At 46.5% G+C, this 18,279-nt stretch carries 13 protein-coding genes; 5 read left to right on the top strand and 8 right to left on the bottom strand.

Translation table 11 applies throughout. The features are described from left to right. Positions 1-32 precede the first annotated feature (32 nt). Complete coding sequence (locus tag GTQ38_RS06055; protein WP_161434577.1) at positions 33-485, top strand: hypothetical protein; 453 nt, start codon at positions 33-35, stop codon at positions 483-485. Positions 486-543: 58 nt separating this feature from the next. Here the strand turns inward: GTQ38_RS06055 and trxB are convergent, their stop codons facing one another. From trxB to GTQ38_RS06035, 4 genes are all read right to left on the bottom strand, one after another. Beyond that, on the bottom strand, positions 544-1,509 hold the full coding sequence (gene trxB / locus GTQ38_RS06050; protein WP_161434576.1) for a thioredoxin-disulfide reductase: 966 nt from the start codon (positions 1,507-1,509) through the stop codon (positions 544-546). Between the two features lie 126 nt (positions 1,510-1,635). Further along, positions 1,636-2,718 (bottom strand): ion channel, encoded by a 1,083-nt coding sequence (locus GTQ38_RS06045; RefSeq protein WP_161434575.1) that lies wholly within the window; start codon positions 2,716-2,718, stop codon positions 1,636-1,638. A 2-nt stretch (positions 2,719-2,720) separates the two neighbouring features. Next, on the bottom strand, positions 2,721-5,621 hold the full coding sequence (locus GTQ38_RS06040; protein WP_161434574.1) for a ligand-binding sensor domain-containing protein: 2,901 nt from the start codon (positions 5,619-5,621) through the stop codon (positions 2,721-2,723). A gap of 87 nt (positions 5,622-5,708) precedes the next feature. Next, on the bottom strand, positions 5,709-6,857 hold the full coding sequence (locus GTQ38_RS06035) for a formylglycine-generating enzyme family protein (protein WP_161434573.1): 1,149 nt from the start codon (positions 6,855-6,857) through the stop codon (positions 5,709-5,711). Positions 6,858-6,923: 66 nt separating this feature from the next. On the opposite strand from GTQ38_RS06035, the gene GTQ38_RS06030 reads away from it, so the two are divergent. Beyond that, on the top strand, positions 6,924-8,123 hold the full coding sequence (locus GTQ38_RS06030; protein ID WP_161434572.1) for an aldose epimerase family protein: 1,200 nt from the start codon (positions 6,924-6,926) through the stop codon (positions 8,121-8,123). 12 nt (positions 8,124-8,135) lie between these two features. Here the strand turns inward: GTQ38_RS06030 and GTQ38_RS06025 are convergent, their stop codons facing one another. Genes GTQ38_RS06025 through GTQ38_RS06010 form a run of 4 tightly spaced genes read right to left on the bottom strand, consistent with a single transcriptional unit; the run spans position 8,136 to position 12,360 of the window. After that, complete coding sequence (locus GTQ38_RS06025; RefSeq protein ID WP_161434571.1) at positions 8,136-9,716, bottom strand: arylsulfatase; 1,581 nt, start codon at positions 9,714-9,716, stop codon at positions 8,136-8,138. A gap of 12 nt (positions 9,717-9,728) precedes the next feature. Beyond that, positions 9,729-10,514 carry an SDR family NAD(P)-dependent oxidoreductase gene (locus GTQ38_RS06020; protein WP_161434570.1) on the bottom strand — a complete coding sequence of 262 codons (786 nt, stop codon included), beginning with the start codon at positions 10,512-10,514 and terminating at the stop codon, positions 9,729-9,731. An 11-nt stretch (positions 10,515-10,525) separates the two neighbouring features. Next, positions 10,526-11,593 (bottom strand): sugar phosphate isomerase/epimerase family protein, encoded by a 1,068-nt coding sequence (locus GTQ38_RS06015; protein WP_161434569.1) that lies wholly within the window; start codon positions 11,591-11,593, stop codon positions 10,526-10,528. 23 nt (positions 11,594-11,616) lie between these two features. After that, complete coding sequence (locus GTQ38_RS06010) at positions 11,617-12,360, bottom strand: SDR family NAD(P)-dependent oxidoreductase (protein WP_161434568.1); 744 nt, start codon at positions 12,358-12,360, stop codon at positions 11,617-11,619. A gap of 233 nt (positions 12,361-12,593) precedes the next feature. Here GTQ38_RS06010 and GTQ38_RS06005 point away from each other — a divergent pair, with 233 nt between their 5' ends. Genes GTQ38_RS06005 through GTQ38_RS05995 form a run of 3 tightly spaced genes read left to right on the top strand, consistent with a single transcriptional unit; the run spans position 12,594 to position 18,277 of the window. After that, positions 12,594-14,324: an IlvD/Edd family dehydratase gene (locus GTQ38_RS06005; protein ID WP_161434567.1), complete on the top strand. Its 1,731-nt coding sequence runs from the start codon at positions 12,594-12,596 to the stop codon at positions 14,322-14,324. A gap of 12 nt (positions 14,325-14,336) precedes the next feature. Beyond that, complete coding sequence (locus tag GTQ38_RS06000; RefSeq protein WP_161434566.1) at positions 14,337-15,674, top strand: GntP family permease; 1,338 nt, start codon at positions 14,337-14,339, stop codon at positions 15,672-15,674. 23 nt (positions 15,675-15,697) lie between these two features. Continuing rightward, positions 15,698-18,277 (top strand): PVC-type heme-binding CxxCH protein, encoded by a 2,580-nt coding sequence (locus tag GTQ38_RS05995; protein ID WP_238857810.1) that lies wholly within the window; start codon positions 15,698-15,700, stop codon positions 18,275-18,277. Positions 18,278-18,279: the final 2 nt, after the last annotated feature.

The following is an 18,279-nucleotide window of genomic DNA, read 5'->3' as shown; positions in this document are numbered from 1 at the left end:
TAATATTTCGAACACTTTAAAAACACGCAGCCATGAAAAAATTAATTGGATTGGTTTTTTTGATGTTGATTTTGGTCGCGGCCACGACTAGCTCATCTTCTAAACTACAAACTACACCCTCCATAGAAGGTACCTGGGAATTGGTTGATTTTTACAACTTTGATGAAGAAGGGAACGTAACTGATACCGTTCCTACTGCGGATGGATACCGACAAATTAAAATGTTCTATAACGGGAAGATCATGTGGACCCGCTACGTACCCACAGATTCCGTTGAATGGTTCGGCTATGGATCATACAAAACTACAGACAGTACGCTTACCGAAAAACTGGAGTATATGTCTGCTTCCATTCGGAAAATTGCACCCGAATTTCTCGAATGGAATATGGAATTGGATCTTAAGCAAGATTATTATACCCAGATATTTATAGATGAAGAAGGTAACCGAATCTCCTCGGAAAACTATAAAAGACTTGATAAATAGCACAAAAAAAGCTCTAAGGATTTAGAGCTTTTTTTTGTAATAAACTTTTGAAAAGAGCTTAACTCACTTCCTGCGGCGTTTCTACGGTAGCCAAATACCTTTCGGCATCAAGAGCCGCCATACATCCTGTACCAGCAGCAGTAACCGCCTGCCTGTATTCTTTATCCTGAACATCACCGCTGGCAAACACTCCGGGCTTACTGGTTTTGGTAGATTTTCCTTTGGTAATGAGATAGCCTACATCATCCATCTCCAATTGTCCTTTAAAAATATCGGTATTAGGTTTGTGCCCTATGGCCACAAAGAAGCCAGTGATCTTTATTTCTTCTTTTTCACCGGTTTTGTTGTTTACCATTCGCAAACCCTCTACCACCTGATCTCCCAGGATCTCGTCTACTTCGGTATTGTAACGGATATCTATATTGGAAAGGCTGTTAACTCTGTGTTGCATTGCCTTGGAAGCTCTCATATGATCCTTACGGATAAGCATAGTGACCTTATTACAAATATTGGCCAGATAAGATGCCTCTTCGGCAGCCGTATCCCCTCCTCCAACAATAGCGACATCCTGCCCTTTATAGAAAAAGCCGTCGCAGACCGCACAGGCGGATACACCACCTCCCCGTAAGCGTTGTTCACTGGGGATTCCAAGGTATTTAGCGGATGCGCCAGTGGAAATGATCACTGTTTCCGCTTCTACAACTTTATTATCGTCAATGGTGACTTTGTGAATTCCACCAACCTCATCACTAAAATCCACCGCGGTAGCCATCCCAATACGCACTTCGGTACCGAAACGTTCCGCCTGTTGCTGTAATTGTACCATCATAGTGGGACCGTCTATGCCTTCCGGGTATCCGGGAAAGTTGTCCACCTCTGTGGTAGTGGTCAATTGGCCACCTGGCTCCATCCCTGTATACATAACTGGTTTAAGATCTGCCCTGGCAGCATAGATAGCTGCTGTATAACCAGCGGGGCCTGATCCAAGGATAAGCGTTTTTATCCGTTCTCTATTTTCTGACATAATTCAATTTTCGCTTAAATATTTCCGATATAAAAGTAGGTTTTTAGCTCAAAACCTTACGCTGAAAGTTATCAAAAGTTATTATGCCATTCAAGAAATCGGTTATAGTGAATGCCAAAAATGGTTTCATTCCATTAAACCGTATTTTTTAAGCACTTCCTGCCAATATAAGGATTGGATCTCCGTAATGAGTTGCTTGTTTACCTGGTCGAACGCGGGATGCGCCTTTGGCATTATAAAACTGCGATATTGTCTTCGGAAACTCAATGGTAGCAGGCTTACTTTGGATTCAAGGTCGTTGGTTTTGATAAGATATCCCAAAGTGGTCCTGTCATAGATCAAAACATCGATCTCTTTTCTCGCGAGGGCCCTTAGTCCCTGTTCAGGGCTGCTATAGACGTCTGAAGCCTGTAAATGGTTCTGCTGAACGAACAATTCGCCCTCCGAAGCTCCTACCACCCCTATTTTCTTAACGGTTTGAAGGTCCTCAAGACCTTTGATATCCGCTTCAAGCGTATTCACCGTCAATGTAGAGGCGATGGTAGCCGTAAAGCTGGATATGATAATGATGGCTGTAAACATCCAGATAATGGCAATGGTCTTGCCCATATGTGTTTTAGGGGCTTTATCTCCATAACCCACAGTGGTCATAGTCACCGCAGCCCACCATAGACCGTCAAAAAGTCCCATCAGCCCGGGCCTGAATTGATATCGATTCTTCCTCCGTTCTACAAACCACAACAAAGTACCGAAGGTGAGCAGTATGACCAATAACAATAAAACAACGTCTAAGAAGTCCCTGGAAAAAAAGTTACTCAGGAATAGTCTAAACTGGCTCTCGCTCTGTGAGGTAGCCGCTACACCAATACTGGAAATAAAGAAGGGTTGGCTCACCTGAAAATGTTCCACACGATAAGGGCTGTTGGTCAGCGGGTTTATGGATATATCCAGTTCATCGTAATCCAGTGAACGCACAATTCCGACCACATCGCTGAATTCTCTGTAGCTAAAGGGCAGGCCGGTTTCTTCCGATATGCGTTCCCACAGATCCACGGAAAGTCCTGAATAGCCGCCGGATTCACTGAAAATAAAAGGAGGATCCTCATGTATCCCAACAATCAGCGTGTCCCTGCTCTGGAAGGCATGGGCGGAACCGGTCAGAATAATCAAACCCAGTGTTATATATCGGTATGTTATCGCTTTTAGCATTCCTACGTCATTTTGTTTTCGGTTTGAAGCCCTATAAACTTCACCAGGATCTCCAGTAACATCACATGTCTTCTTGTAAACGCGTTTTTCTCTATTGCATAAATGCATAAGACAGAGCATGAACCATTTTTTCTATCAAAAGGAATAAAAAGACGGGAAGGAAATCCGCGGGTATCCTTTCCACTAATGTATTGCTCTACTTCCTTTTCAAAATCGTTGATCTTAACGGTCTTTTCCCGTACCATGGCATAACTGGCAAGATTATCCTTATCATTAAACTCTCCCCGCCTTTTTTCAGGACTTTTTCCTCCTGGACTATAGCTCAGATAATCTATGTACTCTTCAGACTTATTCGCAACTTCCAACATACCGATGCCGGTAGGCAGGTCTACCAGCTTTTGAAAAACCACACTACCCCCGTCTTTGTCCGCATCCTTAGAGATTTGTTGTATCAGTTGGTGAAGTAAATGAATGTTGGTACCTGTGTTTTTTAGTTCTTGTTGTTGATGTTTCAAGGTATCGCTCTGAGTGGCCAGTTCTGCTTCTTTGCTGCTCAACTCCTGTTGTTTTTGGAGCAGATTGGCCTGTAGCTGCTCTATGCGTTTCCGGAACCAGCGCCGGACGAAATACCAGAAAAACAAAAAGACCAAAACGGCCAAAAGCAAAATACCCCACCAGGTTTTGTACCACATTCCGGATACGTATACTTCCAATTCCATTGGCATACTCCAGGCGTATCCGCCTTCCTTCTGTGCCCTCACAAGAACCCGATGGGTCCCGGTGCTTAATCCGCTTAGTAGTATTTCCGGGTCTTCCGAATCGTTCCAGAGAAGGTCTGATATCTCATCTGCGGGGAGTTGTCTCTCAAATACTTTGTATTGATAGCGGACATTGTCACTGGGAAAGGTAATGGTAGTCATCCTCAAAAGCAGCTCTTCAGACTCGGATAGATCCGCCTGTTGTGCAGTTGAGTACTGCTCCCCTCCCACAACGGCAGTTTGCAGTACCGGCATTTTAGTAGGCAAAGGCCCTGGCAGTGATTGTAAGGAATGAACAAGGCCTTCGGCGGTTCCTACCCACAATTGAGAATTGCTGTCTGTAGTAAGGCAGCGATATGCCGAAACCTTGGAAGGTGTTCCGGCGTTCTCATCAAAAACCACATAATTGCCTTTGTCATCCAGGTGGATCAGCCCATAGGTATCAGTAGCGAACCAAAGGCTGCGATCGGGCATCGCACTGATGGATCGTATCTCGGTATGGGTAAACTCCCCCATAGCCACTTTCCTTATGGTTTCAGAATCGTATTTTAATAAGCCATCTGTTGTGGCCAGCCAGACAATACCCAGATCGTCTACCGCCATATCGTGTACCTCAAAAGTTGCACTGACGGGGAAAGGAAATGGAAGGCTTTTATTGACAAAACGATCCTGCTCCCTATCGTATTTATAGAGATAGGAGGAAATGCCGATTCCAGCGGCGTAAAGCTCATTTTTCCCTCCTTCTTTGATAACCAGTACCCTGTCCTGAAACCCTTTATCTGTGCCGTATTGGATTATCCGCCCCGATTCATCCAATCTTGCCACACCAACTATGGGTTTGTCCGAAGTGGCCTGACAGAACCAAACCTTGTCCGTATGATCCACATAAATAAAAAATACCCCTCCGCCTCTCCAACTGAGGTCGTGCTTGCGGTAAAGGCTGTTGTTTCTATAGTGGAAGATCTCCCCTTGTGTGGAACCGTACCAGGTGTCCGGGCCATTTGTGGCAATCCCGGTAATACTATTCAGCTCGTTTGCCCGGCTAAATGACACAGAATTTCCCCTGTTGTTGACCTCATAAACAGGACCCTGAGATAGCAGCACCTTTCCGTTATCCGTGGCGTGAAGTCCCAGTACATTGTCATAGCCCAAACCAAAGACTGTCTGAAAAAAACTGTACCACAAGAGTCCAAGTCCGTTTTCTGAACTTACCCAAACCAACTCATTAAAGCTCATCTGATCCCGGGTAAAATGCAGTTGATTGATGGATTCAAAAGGCAGATCCTCTACTCTATGCGGATCGTTAGACCCGAATACCTTAGTGAATCCGGGCTTTTCATTCAAGAATGGAAAAGTATAGAGTTCGGATGCAGTTGCCAACATCAGGTATTCAGCATTCTTTTGAGCTATTCTGTTAAAGGACAAAGAGGTGCGATAGGTTTTTTTAGACTGTACTGAATGATCCGCATTTAAGACGATCCGATAGATGTTCTCTCCCACCATCCAAAGGGTATCCTCCAGGACCAGGAAGTGATTGACATCCTCGTAACTCTCAAAAACCACAAATTGACGGCCATTTTCATCATAGTAAAACAGACCTTCTCCCGGGATCAGCGCCCACAGCGTGCCATAACGGTCCTCACCAAAAAAAGTGTGTGCTGTTTTTGACTTCTCTCCAAGTTGGTAGGTAGCGGATTCCCCATCCGGGTCAGTAAATGAATATACCTGCCCATCCAGCAGCCCGGCCCAATACCTGCCTTTAGTGTCAATGAAAAGTTCGGTGGGATATTTAAGTTTAGCCTCTTTCCTAAACTCCTTTATCTGCGGTTTACCTTGATCATAACTAATGCTGTAAATGCCAGTGTCATTAGAAAAAACTAAAGTCCCTGTACCACCTCCGGCAAAAGCCCTTATTGTTTTGGACCTTAAAGAGGTATTGTGATCCTCAAAGGTCTTCCCATCAAATCTGAACAATCCCTGATCCGTTCCCAGCCACATATACCCCAGGGAATCCTGAATAGCCTGGTTGACATTTTCAAACGGCACCTCAGTTCCCTGGTAGTGCACATATTGAAACTTCTGTGCAATTCCCTGCAGGCCTGTCCATAGAAAAATTACCCCTAAAAGACAGAATCTTAAGCGCATATAGTTTTTGGCGTTAGCTTTTAAAGATAAAAAAAACCGCTTAATGGCTCTTTGTCTCCCAGGATGGGCAAATCTAAGCGCTATAGACTAGCCATCGGAATCCTTCTCCAGCATGTCTACGGTAGCAACCGTTCTAAAGCCCAGGTGCTCCAGCGAAGAGTCCAGGCTGTTAGCCATACGCGAAGAAGTGCGGTAACTGGCACAGTAGGAAGCGTTACAAAGGAAGGAACCGCCTTTTATGATCTTTTCTCTGGCATAAGGATTACCGGCATTGTAAGGCTCTGAAGATCCCATAGGATCGTACGCAGTTTTACCGGTACTCAGCTGTTTGTAATAGTTTGTGTTGTACCAATCCGAAGTCCATTCCCAGACGTTACCGGACATATCGTATAAACCAAAATCGTTTGGCGGATAGGTTTTTACCGGTGCGCTGCCTTCGAAACCGTCATTCTTAGTATTGGAAACCGGGAATTCACCCGTCCAGGTATTCGCCATTTTAGCCAGCGACTCAGCATCATCACCCCAGGGATGTACCTGGTTTTTCCTGCCGGCCCGAGCGGCCAACTCCCATTCCGCTTCAGTAGGTAATCGCCTTCCCGCCCATTCGCAATAGGCTACGGCATCCTCAAAGGCGATATGAACCACAGGATATTCATCTTTACCTTCAATAGAGCTTCCGGGACCTTTGGGCATTTTCCAGTTTGCTCCGATTTTCCACATCCACCACTGCGAAAAATCATAGAGGTTGGGCACTGGTTTACCGGGTTTACGAAATACCAGGGACCCGGGTTGCATTACCGAGTCGTGGGGTTTCGCAGTTCCTTCGGGTAACTGTTTTTTCATTTCTTCCCAGTCTATGGGTCTTTCCGCGACCGTGATATAATTTGTCGCATCTACAAAACGCGCAAACTGGGCGTTGGTAACTTCGTGTAAATCCATAAAAAACCCGTTTACAGCAACGGAATGCTGTGGCTTCTCATGGCCCATGGCATAAGCGTCTCCGGGAACCGCCCCTTGCATATAAACGGACCCGGGGATCCAGACCATCCCATCCGGTACCCCGATGTGTGCCGGGGGTTCTTTTAATAGTGAAAAGGTATCCTTTACAGCGCTAAGCTTTATTTCATCCTCTGTTTCAGTCTTATCCGCCTTCTTAGAGGTTTTCTGCTCCCCACAGGCATAAGTGAAAGCCAATACAATCGTAAAACAAAGTCCTTTGATCAGTTTTGAAGTCATAGGTGATTCAACAAAATACAGTATGTAAAGTTATTTTTTATCTTCATACAACCAACAGCTCTCTATATGAAAAATAAAATACGCCCGAAACTAGTACTACTGATGATTATTTTGATCATCATCAGTAGTTGCAAGGAAAAAAGATCGGACAACCAGATCCCTGCTGACCTCGCCTCGGTTTCAACAGATACAACCCTGTCCGGCTTACAAGCTACACACTTTACGGATACTATCAATTCAAAACCCGTAGGCCTGTACGTCTTGAAAAACAAGAATGGCCTGGAAGCTACTTTTACAAATTACGGTCAGCGCCTGATATCCCTCCTTGTACCGGACAAGAACGGACGTTTTGAAGATGTGGTATTGGGCTTTTCTTCTCTTGAACCCTATACTGTTGGCAGGGGGATGTTTTTTGGAGCGGTTGTAGGCCGATACGGCAATAGGATCGCCAATGGTTCTTTTGAATTGGACGGGGTCAATTTCGATCTGGCCAGGAACAATGGCCCCAACCATCTGCATGGAGGCGAAATAGGTTTCGAAGCCGTTGTTTGGGAGGTTGACTCCCTTACGGATAATCACATTCGTTTCCGAAGGTTGTCTCCGGATATGGAAGAAGGCTATCCTGGAAATCTTGAGGTTGTGGTAAGATATACCCTAACAGATGCCAATGAACTGGAAATTAGCTATGAGGCGGAAACTGATAAAAAGACACATGTAAACCTCACTCATCATTCCTACTTTAATCTCAAGGGAGCTGGCAACGGAGATATTACAGATCATATTCTTTATGTAAATGCAGACCATTTTACTCCTGTGGCAGGTAAAGGCCTAATCCCAACAGGAGAACTGCGACCGGTTAAAGGCACTCCTTTTGATTTCCTTGAACCCAAATTGATTGGTAAGGAAATAGACTCGGACTATGAACAAATGCAATTTGGAGGAGGGTATGATCACAACTTCGTATTGAACGACAGCCCGACCAACGCCTCCGGTCTGGTACTTGCGGCCCGGGTGACAGAACCCAAAAGTGGCAGGGTAATGGAAGTTTATACCAACGAGCCCGGGGTGCAGTTGTATTGCGGGAATTTTATGGACGGGAAGACCGTAGGAAAAAAAGAAAAGATCTATGCCCACAGAGGCGCTTTATGCCTGGAAACCCAACACTTCCCGAATTCTCCTAACCAGCAAAACTTCCCGAGCACAATATTGGAACCCGGAGAGCAGTATAATTCAGTATGCGTTTATCAATTTAAAACTACGGAATAAAACCATAGCGAATTATTCCTCGTTAAGCAAGCCCTGATCTAAGATGGGGACCTTGAATTTTTCTATGCTGGCCTCAGTTCGTTCACTTGCAAAGATCTCGGCAGCAGCCTGCAGTACCTCGGGATGTGTTTCGGCCACATTTTGCTGTTCCCTGGGATCTGTTTTGAGGTTGTAAAGCTCAACCGTCGGATCATTTTCCTCGCTTTTCAGATTTTGCCGGATCAACTTCCAGTCTCCCATCCTCATTGCAACCTGACCGCCGTATTCAGGAAACTCCCAAAGCAAAAACTCATGAACCTCTTTTTGATCTTCCCCTAAAAGTGTTGGGGCAAAGCTTATGCCATCGTTTATGTCAGGAACTTCAAAACCGCAAATATCAGCTAAGGTGGCCATAACGTCGTAATGCGCGGAGATGTGATCGGTCACTGTGCCAGCTTTTATTTTCTGAGGCCAGCTCGCAATCATGGGCACGCGGATCCCTCCCTCGTACACAAAACCTTTGCCCCTTCCAAATCCGCCTTCCAGTGACCCAGCGCTTTTAAACCAGGCGGGGTCTGCCCCACCGGCATAAGACGGGCCATTATCTGAAGTAAATACAATAAGCGTATTCTCATAGATTCCCGCCTCTTTCAATTGGGCTACCAACTTACCAACATTCTCATCCAGATACGAAATCATGGCGGCGTAACCTGCATGCGGATATTGATGCGGGAAATACCCAAATCCGTTGTCCGCGAGGTAAGGTTCCTCCTCTCCGAATTTTTTCCGATAATAATCCACCCAATTCCGCGGAGCCTGTATGGCAACATGAGGAATGGGTGTAGCCCAATACAGAAAGAATGGTTCACTTTTTTGCTCTTCTACAAATGAGGTCAAAGCCTCAAACATTAATGCAGGGGTGTAATCATTCAGGTTGAAATTGGCATAACTGTTAGCATCCAGAGGGTCAGCATCCGCAGCAAGCCCCGTATGTGGAGGGACAGTGTCGTTATTGAGATGCACCCTGTTCTCATTCTCGTATAGATGCAAGGGGTAATAGGTATGTGCTTGTCTCTGGCAGTTGTAGCCATAGAAGTAGTCGAACCCCATTTTCGTTGGAATTGAGTGGGTATGAGGGGCACCTAAACCCCATTTTCCTACCATCCCTGTGGCATAGCCAATCTCCTTGAGTTTCATGGGCAAGGTTACCGTAGTCTCAGGCATTGGCCTTTGTCCTTCCAGTACAGAATCTTTAGCCATTGCTATATAATCCCAAACCGCTCCTCGTTCTCGCCATTCTTCATTACCTCTAATGTGGGCATGGCCGGAATGTTGTCCGGTCATAAGCATATACCTTGCCGGGGCGCAGACCGGAGCACTGCTGTAGTGTTGTGTAAAAAGCATTCCTGATCGGGCCAGGGCATCTATATTGGGCGTCTCAATCAGCTCCTGTCCGTAGGCTCCCAATTCCCCATAGCCCAGATCGTCTGCCAGGATGTAGATAATGTTGGGGCGTAAATCTACCGAAGTCTCAGGCTTGGGTTCATTCTTACAGGAAGAAACAAACAACAGAGCCAGGGCAATACCACTAAAGATAATTGTTCTAAGTCTCATGAAAGTGGAGTTTTATTTTGCCGTCCAACCTCCGTCTACGGTCAGCATGGAACCAACCACATAACTGGCGGCATCGCTGGATAGAAAGATAGCGGCACCCTGAATTTCATTAAGTTCTCCCCATCTTGCCAGAGCTGTAGCCCCTACTATAAACTCCTTGGCTTCTTTGGTCTCAGCGATCGGGATATTCATTTCGGTTAAAAATGGTCCCGGGCAAATCGCATTGACGCAAATATTAAAAGGGGCCAGTTCCAGGCCAAGAGCCCTGGTCATTTGAACAACCGCTCCTTTACTTGTCGCATAGGGGGTCCGGTTTGCCAATCCGACCAGCCCCAGAGTACTCGCCATATTGATGATACGTCCCCATCCCTGCTTCTTCATATAGGGTGTCACTGCTCTGGAGGCAATCCATAGACCGTCTACGTTCACCTGCATTACCTTTTGAAAATCCTCGTAGCTTAGCTCATCGATGGCTCCTCGGATATTGATACCGGCACTGTTGATCAGAATATCCACATGTCCGTAGTCCTTAACCATGTCTGCCACGGCCTTTTCTACCTGTTCTTTATCCGTTACATCGGCGCTGTAGGCCTGGGCCTTCACCCCAAAATCTTCTCTTAGTTTCGCGGCGGCTGCCTGCCCTTCTTCCTTATTACGGTTTAACAATAATGTGTTGGCCCCGGCTGAGGCAAGACCTGCTGCCATAGCATAACCAAGGCCTTTGGAACCGCCGGTGACAATGGCGTTTTTTCCGGTGAGATCAAATTGTTTTATTCCGGGTAATGCGGTTTCACTCATGATGGATCTGTTTATTTGAAGCCCAAATGTTTTTTAGCGTATTCCAGGGAGACACGGTTATTGGTTACTTCAAGGTTTAGTTGTTTATCTGTGGGTTTATCTGTTACGATGGCCAGGGGTTTTGTCGATTTCTGTTCTCTGATCCCTTTCAGGAAGACTGCTAGTTCTACAGCCGGGATCTTATCGAAAGTAGCCCAATATTTTTCAGTCAGGCAAGGAATTTTTAGCGGATCCCGGGTGATCATTTCCAAATTGAATCGGGCTTCAGGCTGTTTTGATCTTATCTCCTGAATCATACCTTCTATATCTAAAATCCCTTCCCCTAGATTTACTTCGGAAAGCAGGAATCCATCCCCGTATTCTTCCACTGCCATATCCTTGAGATGTACTGAAAAAGCAAATGGTGCCAATGCCTTTACTACCTCCATTGGGTCTTCTAAAAGCGAAATATTGTTCCCTGTATCCAGGGTAACCCCAATCCATTCACTATCCATCGCTTTTAACACCTCCATCATGCCCGCAATCCTGAAATCCTTGTGGTTTTCCACAGCAAGCTTCACCTTGTGTTTTCGCGCTAGGGGTTCAGCCAGTTGAAGTCTTATCAGGGAGTTCTTCCTGAATTCCTCAAAGGCCTCCATGGTATCAAAGTTCTCATACCGTCTTCCTGAAAGACATACGGTCCGGAAAATATCGATCCCGGCCTCTGTTGCAATCCTGATCTGACTTTCAAAGCGATCCACATCCGATTCGTCCTTTGGAAGGCTGATCTGCCCTTCCAGGAACAATTGGTCAGACTCCACCCTTCTTTTTACTTTGTTGGCATATTTCTTATCCCATCCCCGAACGTTCACCTGAACACCTCCAAAACCGAGTGCGGCGCAATGCTCGATCATATCCAGTGCCAGCTTAAAGGGTGGGTATTTTTCGCTCTCCATGTTGCGATACCAACGCATGAGGTAGGAAGCTTCCGCCACACCAAATCGCGTTTCCCGCAGCAGTGGCGAAAAGGAAGGCATAGCTGGGATAGCCGCAGCGAGGGCTGCCGTGGAACTGTTCTTAATGAACTCTCTGCGTTTCATAGAAGCAAGCTATTCAATATTTTCTAGTACAGTGCTCTTCCGCCACTCAAATCATAGGTAAACCCTGTGGTAAAGCTGTTCTGATCGGAGACAATGAAACTGGCCATTTCCACAAATTCGTCAAGGGTGCCGCAACGGTCCATCGGTATCTTATCCGTCATGTACTTCACCTGTTCCGGGGCCATACCATCTAATATGGCTGTACGAATTACGGCCGGTGCAATGGCGTTGATCAGTATTCCCGATTGGGCATATTCCTTCCCCTGAACCTTCGTCATACCAATTACGGCCGCCTTGGAAGTTGAATAGGCCAGCATACCGGCATTCCCATCCTTACCGGATATAGATGCCACATGCAACACCCGGCCGTGCCCCTGATCCAGCATATAGGGAGCCACAGCCTTAAAAGTATGAAAGGAGCCCAGAACATTGACTGCCATAACGTTTTCAAAATCTGCCGTGGCCACTTCGTGGCTTTTTATATTTGTTTTTCCAACAATTCCCGCGCAATTGACTAAAATATCTATCCTTCCTACTTCTGTGGCAAAATGATCAACCGCTTTTTTTACCTGATCATAATCAACCACATCTACCTCATAACTATACCCATTTGGGTTGTCCTTTGTAGACTTTTCAAGTGTTTCCAACTCACGATCGAACATAGCCACACGGGCTCCATAACCCAATAGCCGCTCGGCCAGGGCTAATCCCAGTCCTTTGGCAGCGCCAGTGATAATCGCTGTTTTGTTCTTCCAATCTGTTTGCATTTCCAATGAGTATTTTAAGGTAGATACCATTTAACCGATCCCGTTTTCTGTTGCTCAGCGGGATAGCTACTAAATGTAGCAAAAGATTTGAAGCGGTTCTAAAATTATGTACAAAAAGGCCAGGATGAGAAATTATTACGTCCTCTGTTTTGCTAACTTGAACAAAGATGTTTACTTTAAACGAGTTATCCGAAATCCAAAAAGATTAAGAACTCCCTAACCAACCACCTAAAGTGACTAAAAAAGACCCCGGCAAACTCCGAAGCGAAGCTTGGTTTAATCCGAAAGACGAGAAAACTGGTTTTATTCATCGCTCCTGGCTTCGCAATCAAGGGTATCCAGACGATTATTTCAGGGGTCGTCCTGTAATAGGCATATGCAATACCTGGTCTGAGCTAACCCCCTGTAACGGACATTTACGAGAATTTGCGGAATACGTCAAAAGAGGTGTTCTGGAGGCCGGTGGTGTTCCTTTTGAATTTCCGGTAATGAGTACCGGAGAAACGGTTATCCGACCAACAGCCATGCTTTTCCGTAACCTGATGAGTATGGATACGGAAGAGAGCATAAGGGGAAATCCGTTGGATGGGGTAGTTTTACTCACAGGATGCGACAAAACCACCCCTGGAACCCTGATGGGGGCCTGCAGTGTAGACCTTCCTACCATTATCGTCCCTGGTGGTCCCATGCTCAACGGAAAATACAAGGGAGAGCGCATAGGTTCCGGCACCTTTGTCTGGCAGTTAAAGGACAAGATTCAGAATGAGGGATTCACTCCCGAAGACCAGGTGGAGGCAGAGATTTGCTCTGCCCGTAGTTCCGGGCACTGCATGACCATGGGGACCGCCTCAACAATGGCCTGTATGGCAGAATCGCTGGGATTGACCTTACCGGGTGCCGCTGCCATTCCCGCTGTAGATTCCAGAAAGAAAACACTGGCCCAGCTTTCCGGAAGGCGCATTGTGGAAATGGTCCGGGAAGATCTCAAACTATCTAAAATACTTACTCGTGAGGCCTTCGAAAACGCGATCAAGATCAACGCTGCAATTGGAGGATCCACCAATTTTATCATACATCTGCAGGCTATTGCAGGCCGTATCGGTGTGGAACTGGAGCTTAAGGACTTCGATACCCTTGGAAGTACGATCCCGCTTTTGGTCAACTTAATGCCTTCAGGCCCTTATCTTATGGAGGACTTCTTTGATGCCGGCGGCCTGCCGGTAGTGATCAATGAAGTGAAGGATCAATTGCATACGGACGCTATAACCGTTAATGGTAAGGACATTGGGACAAATAATACTCAGGCGGTATGCTATAACACAGAGGTTATCGCCAGCCTGGACCAACCTTTTTTAGAAGAAGCGGGAATAGCCGTTTTATATGGAAACCTATGTGAGAATGGGGCGGTTATCAAACCTTCCGCCGCCACCCCGGAATTGATGAGTCATAGAGGTAAGGCCGTCGTTTTTGAGACCATTGAGGATTACCATGCAACTATAGACCAACCAGATCTGGAGATAGATGAGAACAGTGTAATGGTCCTAAAGGCGGTCGGACCCGTTGGCTATCCGGGTATGGCCGAAGTGGGTAATATGGATCTTCCGGAAAAACTCCTCAAAAAGGGGATAAAAGATATGGTCCGCATATCGGACGGGAGAATGAGCGGAACGGCATTTGGTACAGTAGTGCTTCACGTTTCTCCCGAATCTTCTGTTGGAGGGCTACTGGCCCTTGTGAAAACAGGTGACCCGATTATTTTGGACGTACCCAATAGAAAATTGCACCTGGAAGTAAGTCAGGAAGAACTGGACCGGCGCAAAGCCGCCTGGAAACCACCCAAGCTACCTTCAGACAGAGGGTATACAAGTTTATATACCAAAACCGTACAACAGGCGCACCTGGGCGCGGACCTCGATTTCCTTGTCGGAAAATCCGGGGATGAAGTTACCAGGGATGCCCACTAAACCAAACTTTTTATGATCTCTATTTTACTGCTAATCCTTAGTGTTGTATTCATTATCCTATGCACAGCGAAATGGAACGTACATCCTTTCCTCGCCTTGCTGGGAGCCGCCTTGATCTTTGCACTTTTTTCGGGAATGGAGTTGGAAACCGTGGTTAAATCCATAAACGATGGTTTTGGGATCACCCTGGGGAAAATCGGTGTGGTCATTGTGCTGGGGGTTATTATTGGGGCGTTTCTTGAACACTCCGGAGGGGCCTACAAACTGGCGGAGATCATTTTGAGGATCATAGGAAAAAAACGGGTACATGAAGCCATGGGACTAGTAGGCTTCATCGTCTCTATACCGGTATTCGCAGACAGCGGGTTTATCATCCTCAATCCACTAAATAAAAGTCTCACAAAAAGAGCCGGACTATCAATAGTAGGAACTGCAACCGCCCTCATACTCGGATTGATGATCACTCACGTTTTAGTACCTCCAACACCGGGACCTATAGCGGCGGCGGGAATTATAGGTGCGGATGTTGGCCTGGTCATGCTGGTCGGACTGGTTATAGGCCTGCTCTCCCTTGTGGTTGCAGTGATATATTGTAAGTATATGGGTTCCAGGCATTATTTGGATCCGAATCCTGAAACTACTGAAGAGGAGATCCAGGAAAAGATAAAGAAGGCACCCAGCGCTTTCACTTCCTTTCTACCAATTCTTATCCCCATCCTGCTGATCGTTGGGAAGTCGCTCATGGAGTTCAAACTTTCGGAAGCGCAAATGGAATTACCATGGGCAAAATTCATGGCCTTTGTAGGTTCTCCTGTGATCGCCCTGATCATAGGGATGCTTTTCGCCTTTTTGTTACCGCGAAAGTGGGACAAGGAAATCCTTTCAACCACAGGTTGGGTAGGTAAATCGCTTACGGACGCTTCCAATATCATCTTAATTACTGGAGCAGGTGGAATATTCGGAACCATACTGCAGAACAGTGGCATTGCTACAACGCTTGCTGATGCTCTCTCCGGCGCCAACCTGGGGATCTGGCTTCCTTTCCTGCTCTGTGCGGCAATAAAGACGGCCCAGGGCTCTTCTACGGTAGCGCTTATTACCACAGCATCCATACTGGCCCCACTGATGCTTACAATGGGTTTTAGTACCGATATTGATAAGGCCCTGGTGGTATCAGCGATAGGAGCGGGTGCCATGGTAGTATCTCATGCCAATGACAGCGGTTTCTGGATTCTGACACAGTTCTCAGGGATAGAAGTAAAAACGGGTTATAGGGTGTACACGCTCGGAACCTTTGTGGTTGGGTGTTTTGCGGCCTTGCTTATCTATATAGCCTCATTCTTGCTGTAATGCGGCCTCTCTTATGAGCTGCGATGCAAAATCTGTTTAGAATTCGTATTTTTAGGATTGTGATCCCAAGGAAACTTCAATCCGTTTTACGTATCAATCCATTCATTGCCCTGCTTTGCTTTGCTACGCTGTGCTGGCAATGCGAAAGAGGACCCTCTCCGGCCCTGTCCCCTGAAGAAGCTTTAAATTCCTTTGTTCTTGCAGATAGCAACCTCAAAATAGAACTGGTTGCTGCCGAACCCCTGGTTCAGGACCCGGTTGCTATTTCATTTGATGAAGGAGGACGATTATGGGTAGTAGAAATGCTGGGCTTTATGCAGGATATAGATGGCAAGGGAGAACTGGATAAGGTGGGAAGGATTTCAGTCCTGTTCGATGACGATGAAGACGGAAAAATGGATCGTAGCATAGTCTTTCTGGACAGCCTGGTATTGCCCAGAGCCGTTGCCATTGTAAAGGGAGGAGCCCTGGTCGCGGAGAACATTCCGCTGTGGTTCGCCGAAGATACGGATGGAGATTTTAAGGCAGATCGCAAGGTCCTCATTGATTCTACCTACGGCGGCCACGGAATGCCTGAGCACTCGGCAAACGGGCTGTGGAGAGGCATGGACAACTGGTATTACAATGCAAAATCTTCTTCCCGGTATCGGAGAACATCTACCGGCTGGGAGAAAGGAGAGACCGAATTCAGAGGGCAATGGGGTATCTGCCATGACGATGCGGGGAGGTTATTCTACAACTATAACTGGTCTCAACTACACGCAGACCTGGTACCGCCAAATGCCTTACTGGCCAATAAAAACCACAGCCCAAGCAGCGGTATTGATCACGGCTTGACCTTAGACAGGAAAATCTATCCGATCAGAAGCAATACCGCTGTAAATCGCGGATATGTTCCCGGCACACTGGATGAAGAAGGGAAACTACTCGAATTTGCATCAGCATGTGGCCCGTTGATCTACAGAGGACAGGCTCTTGCACCATCCTTTTACGGAGATGCTTTTGTTTGCGAACCAACGGCCAACCTCATCAAAAGAAACAGGATACAGGAAGATGGTTTTTTATTGAATGCCGAGGCAGCCTATGAAAAACTGGAGTTCCTGGCCTCCACTGACGAGAGGTTCCGGCCTATTTCATTGTCTTCTGGACCAGACGGGGCGCTGTATGTTGTAGATATGTACAAAGGAATTATCCAACACGGGCCTTATATGACCCCTTACCTTCGGAAGGTTACCCTGGAAAGACAGTTAGACAGGCCCATAAATATGGGTAGGATCTGGCGAATCACCTCAAAAGATCAGCCTGGGAGATTTTCTACTTTAGCCGGTCTGGATGGGTCTGTTTTAGTTTCTCTTTTGGATGATCCCAATGGTTGGACCCGTGATATGGCCCAGCGCTTGCTCGTGGAAAACGGAGACCAGTCGACTATATCCGGTATTCTTAGTGCAATTGCTGAAATGAGTCCAAAAGGTCAGCTTCACAGTTTGTGGACCCTTGAAGGATTAAACTATGGAGAACCCGAGCCCTTTTTGGAAGGGATGCAAAGCTCAGACCCCTTTGTTGCACAGGCCGCACTGCGCATCTTACAGCAGAGGTTTAAGGAAGATCCGGAGGTCTGGACCAGGGTTGGAGCATTTGTCCAGGGTAACTTCGATCAGAAGGATCCGCTATTACAGATGCAAATGGTTTTTACGACCAAAGACCTTCCGAAAACAGCGGCTTTTGAGATTGCTCTTCGCTTCCTGGAGGAAAACAAGGACTCCCCTATCGCCAGAGATGTTATTTTAAGCAGCCTGGAAGACAAAGAAGCCGCGATGTTGGACTATGTCATGTCTAAACCGTATTGGCGATCTTACGGGCAAGACCAGGAGATCTTCATTGAAATGCTTGCAACGGCCATAACAAACAGGGGTAATATCGATGAAGTTAGTGGATTGCTGGCTATGCAGGAATATACTGAGACTAAGCTTTCTTCCTGGGCAAAAAACGCCCTGGTAAACGGTATGATCAATCACAAGAGGCCGGAAGATTCCCTGCTTATTGAGCTTGCAGAACAGCCCAAAATTTTTAAAACAAAAAGCGAATGGGTCAACCTTCAGGAATCGCAACTAGCTGCTTTGGCCGGAATTTTTAATTGGCCCGGAAAACCGCAAGAGACAATGGAATCCACGGGTGATTCGCCTGTTATAGACAGAACTGTTTTAGCCGAAGGCAGGCGGCAATACGTCAATCTTTGTGCTAATTGTCATGGGACTCAAGGTGAGGGCATAGCTCGTTTTGCTCCCCCACTTAAAAGTTCAGAATGGGTAACCGGTAAAGAAGAAAAGCTGGCTATGATCCTTTTACACGGTATGGAAGGTCCGGTAAAAGTGGCAGGCAAGACCTATGATATTCCCGATATACTGCCTGTAATGCCTTCCTTTTCAACGCTGCAAAACCATGAAATTGCGGCAATCGCAACCTATATCAGAAATACATGGGGGCATTCGGAACCGGAGATCTCAAGTGGCACTATAGGACATATCCGCTTTCGTACCCAAGGAAAAATAAGTCCCTGGAAAGCTACCGAACTAGATACATTAAACTTTAACAGCGATCTTTAGAT

The organism is Poritiphilus flavus (assembly GCF_009901585.1).
Lineage (GTDB): Bacteria > Bacteroidota > Bacteroidia > Flavobacteriales > Flavobacteriaceae > Poritiphilus > Poritiphilus flavus.
Note: the sequence above shows the minus strand (reverse complement) of the source record. Positions and strands in the feature narration are given on the sequence as shown.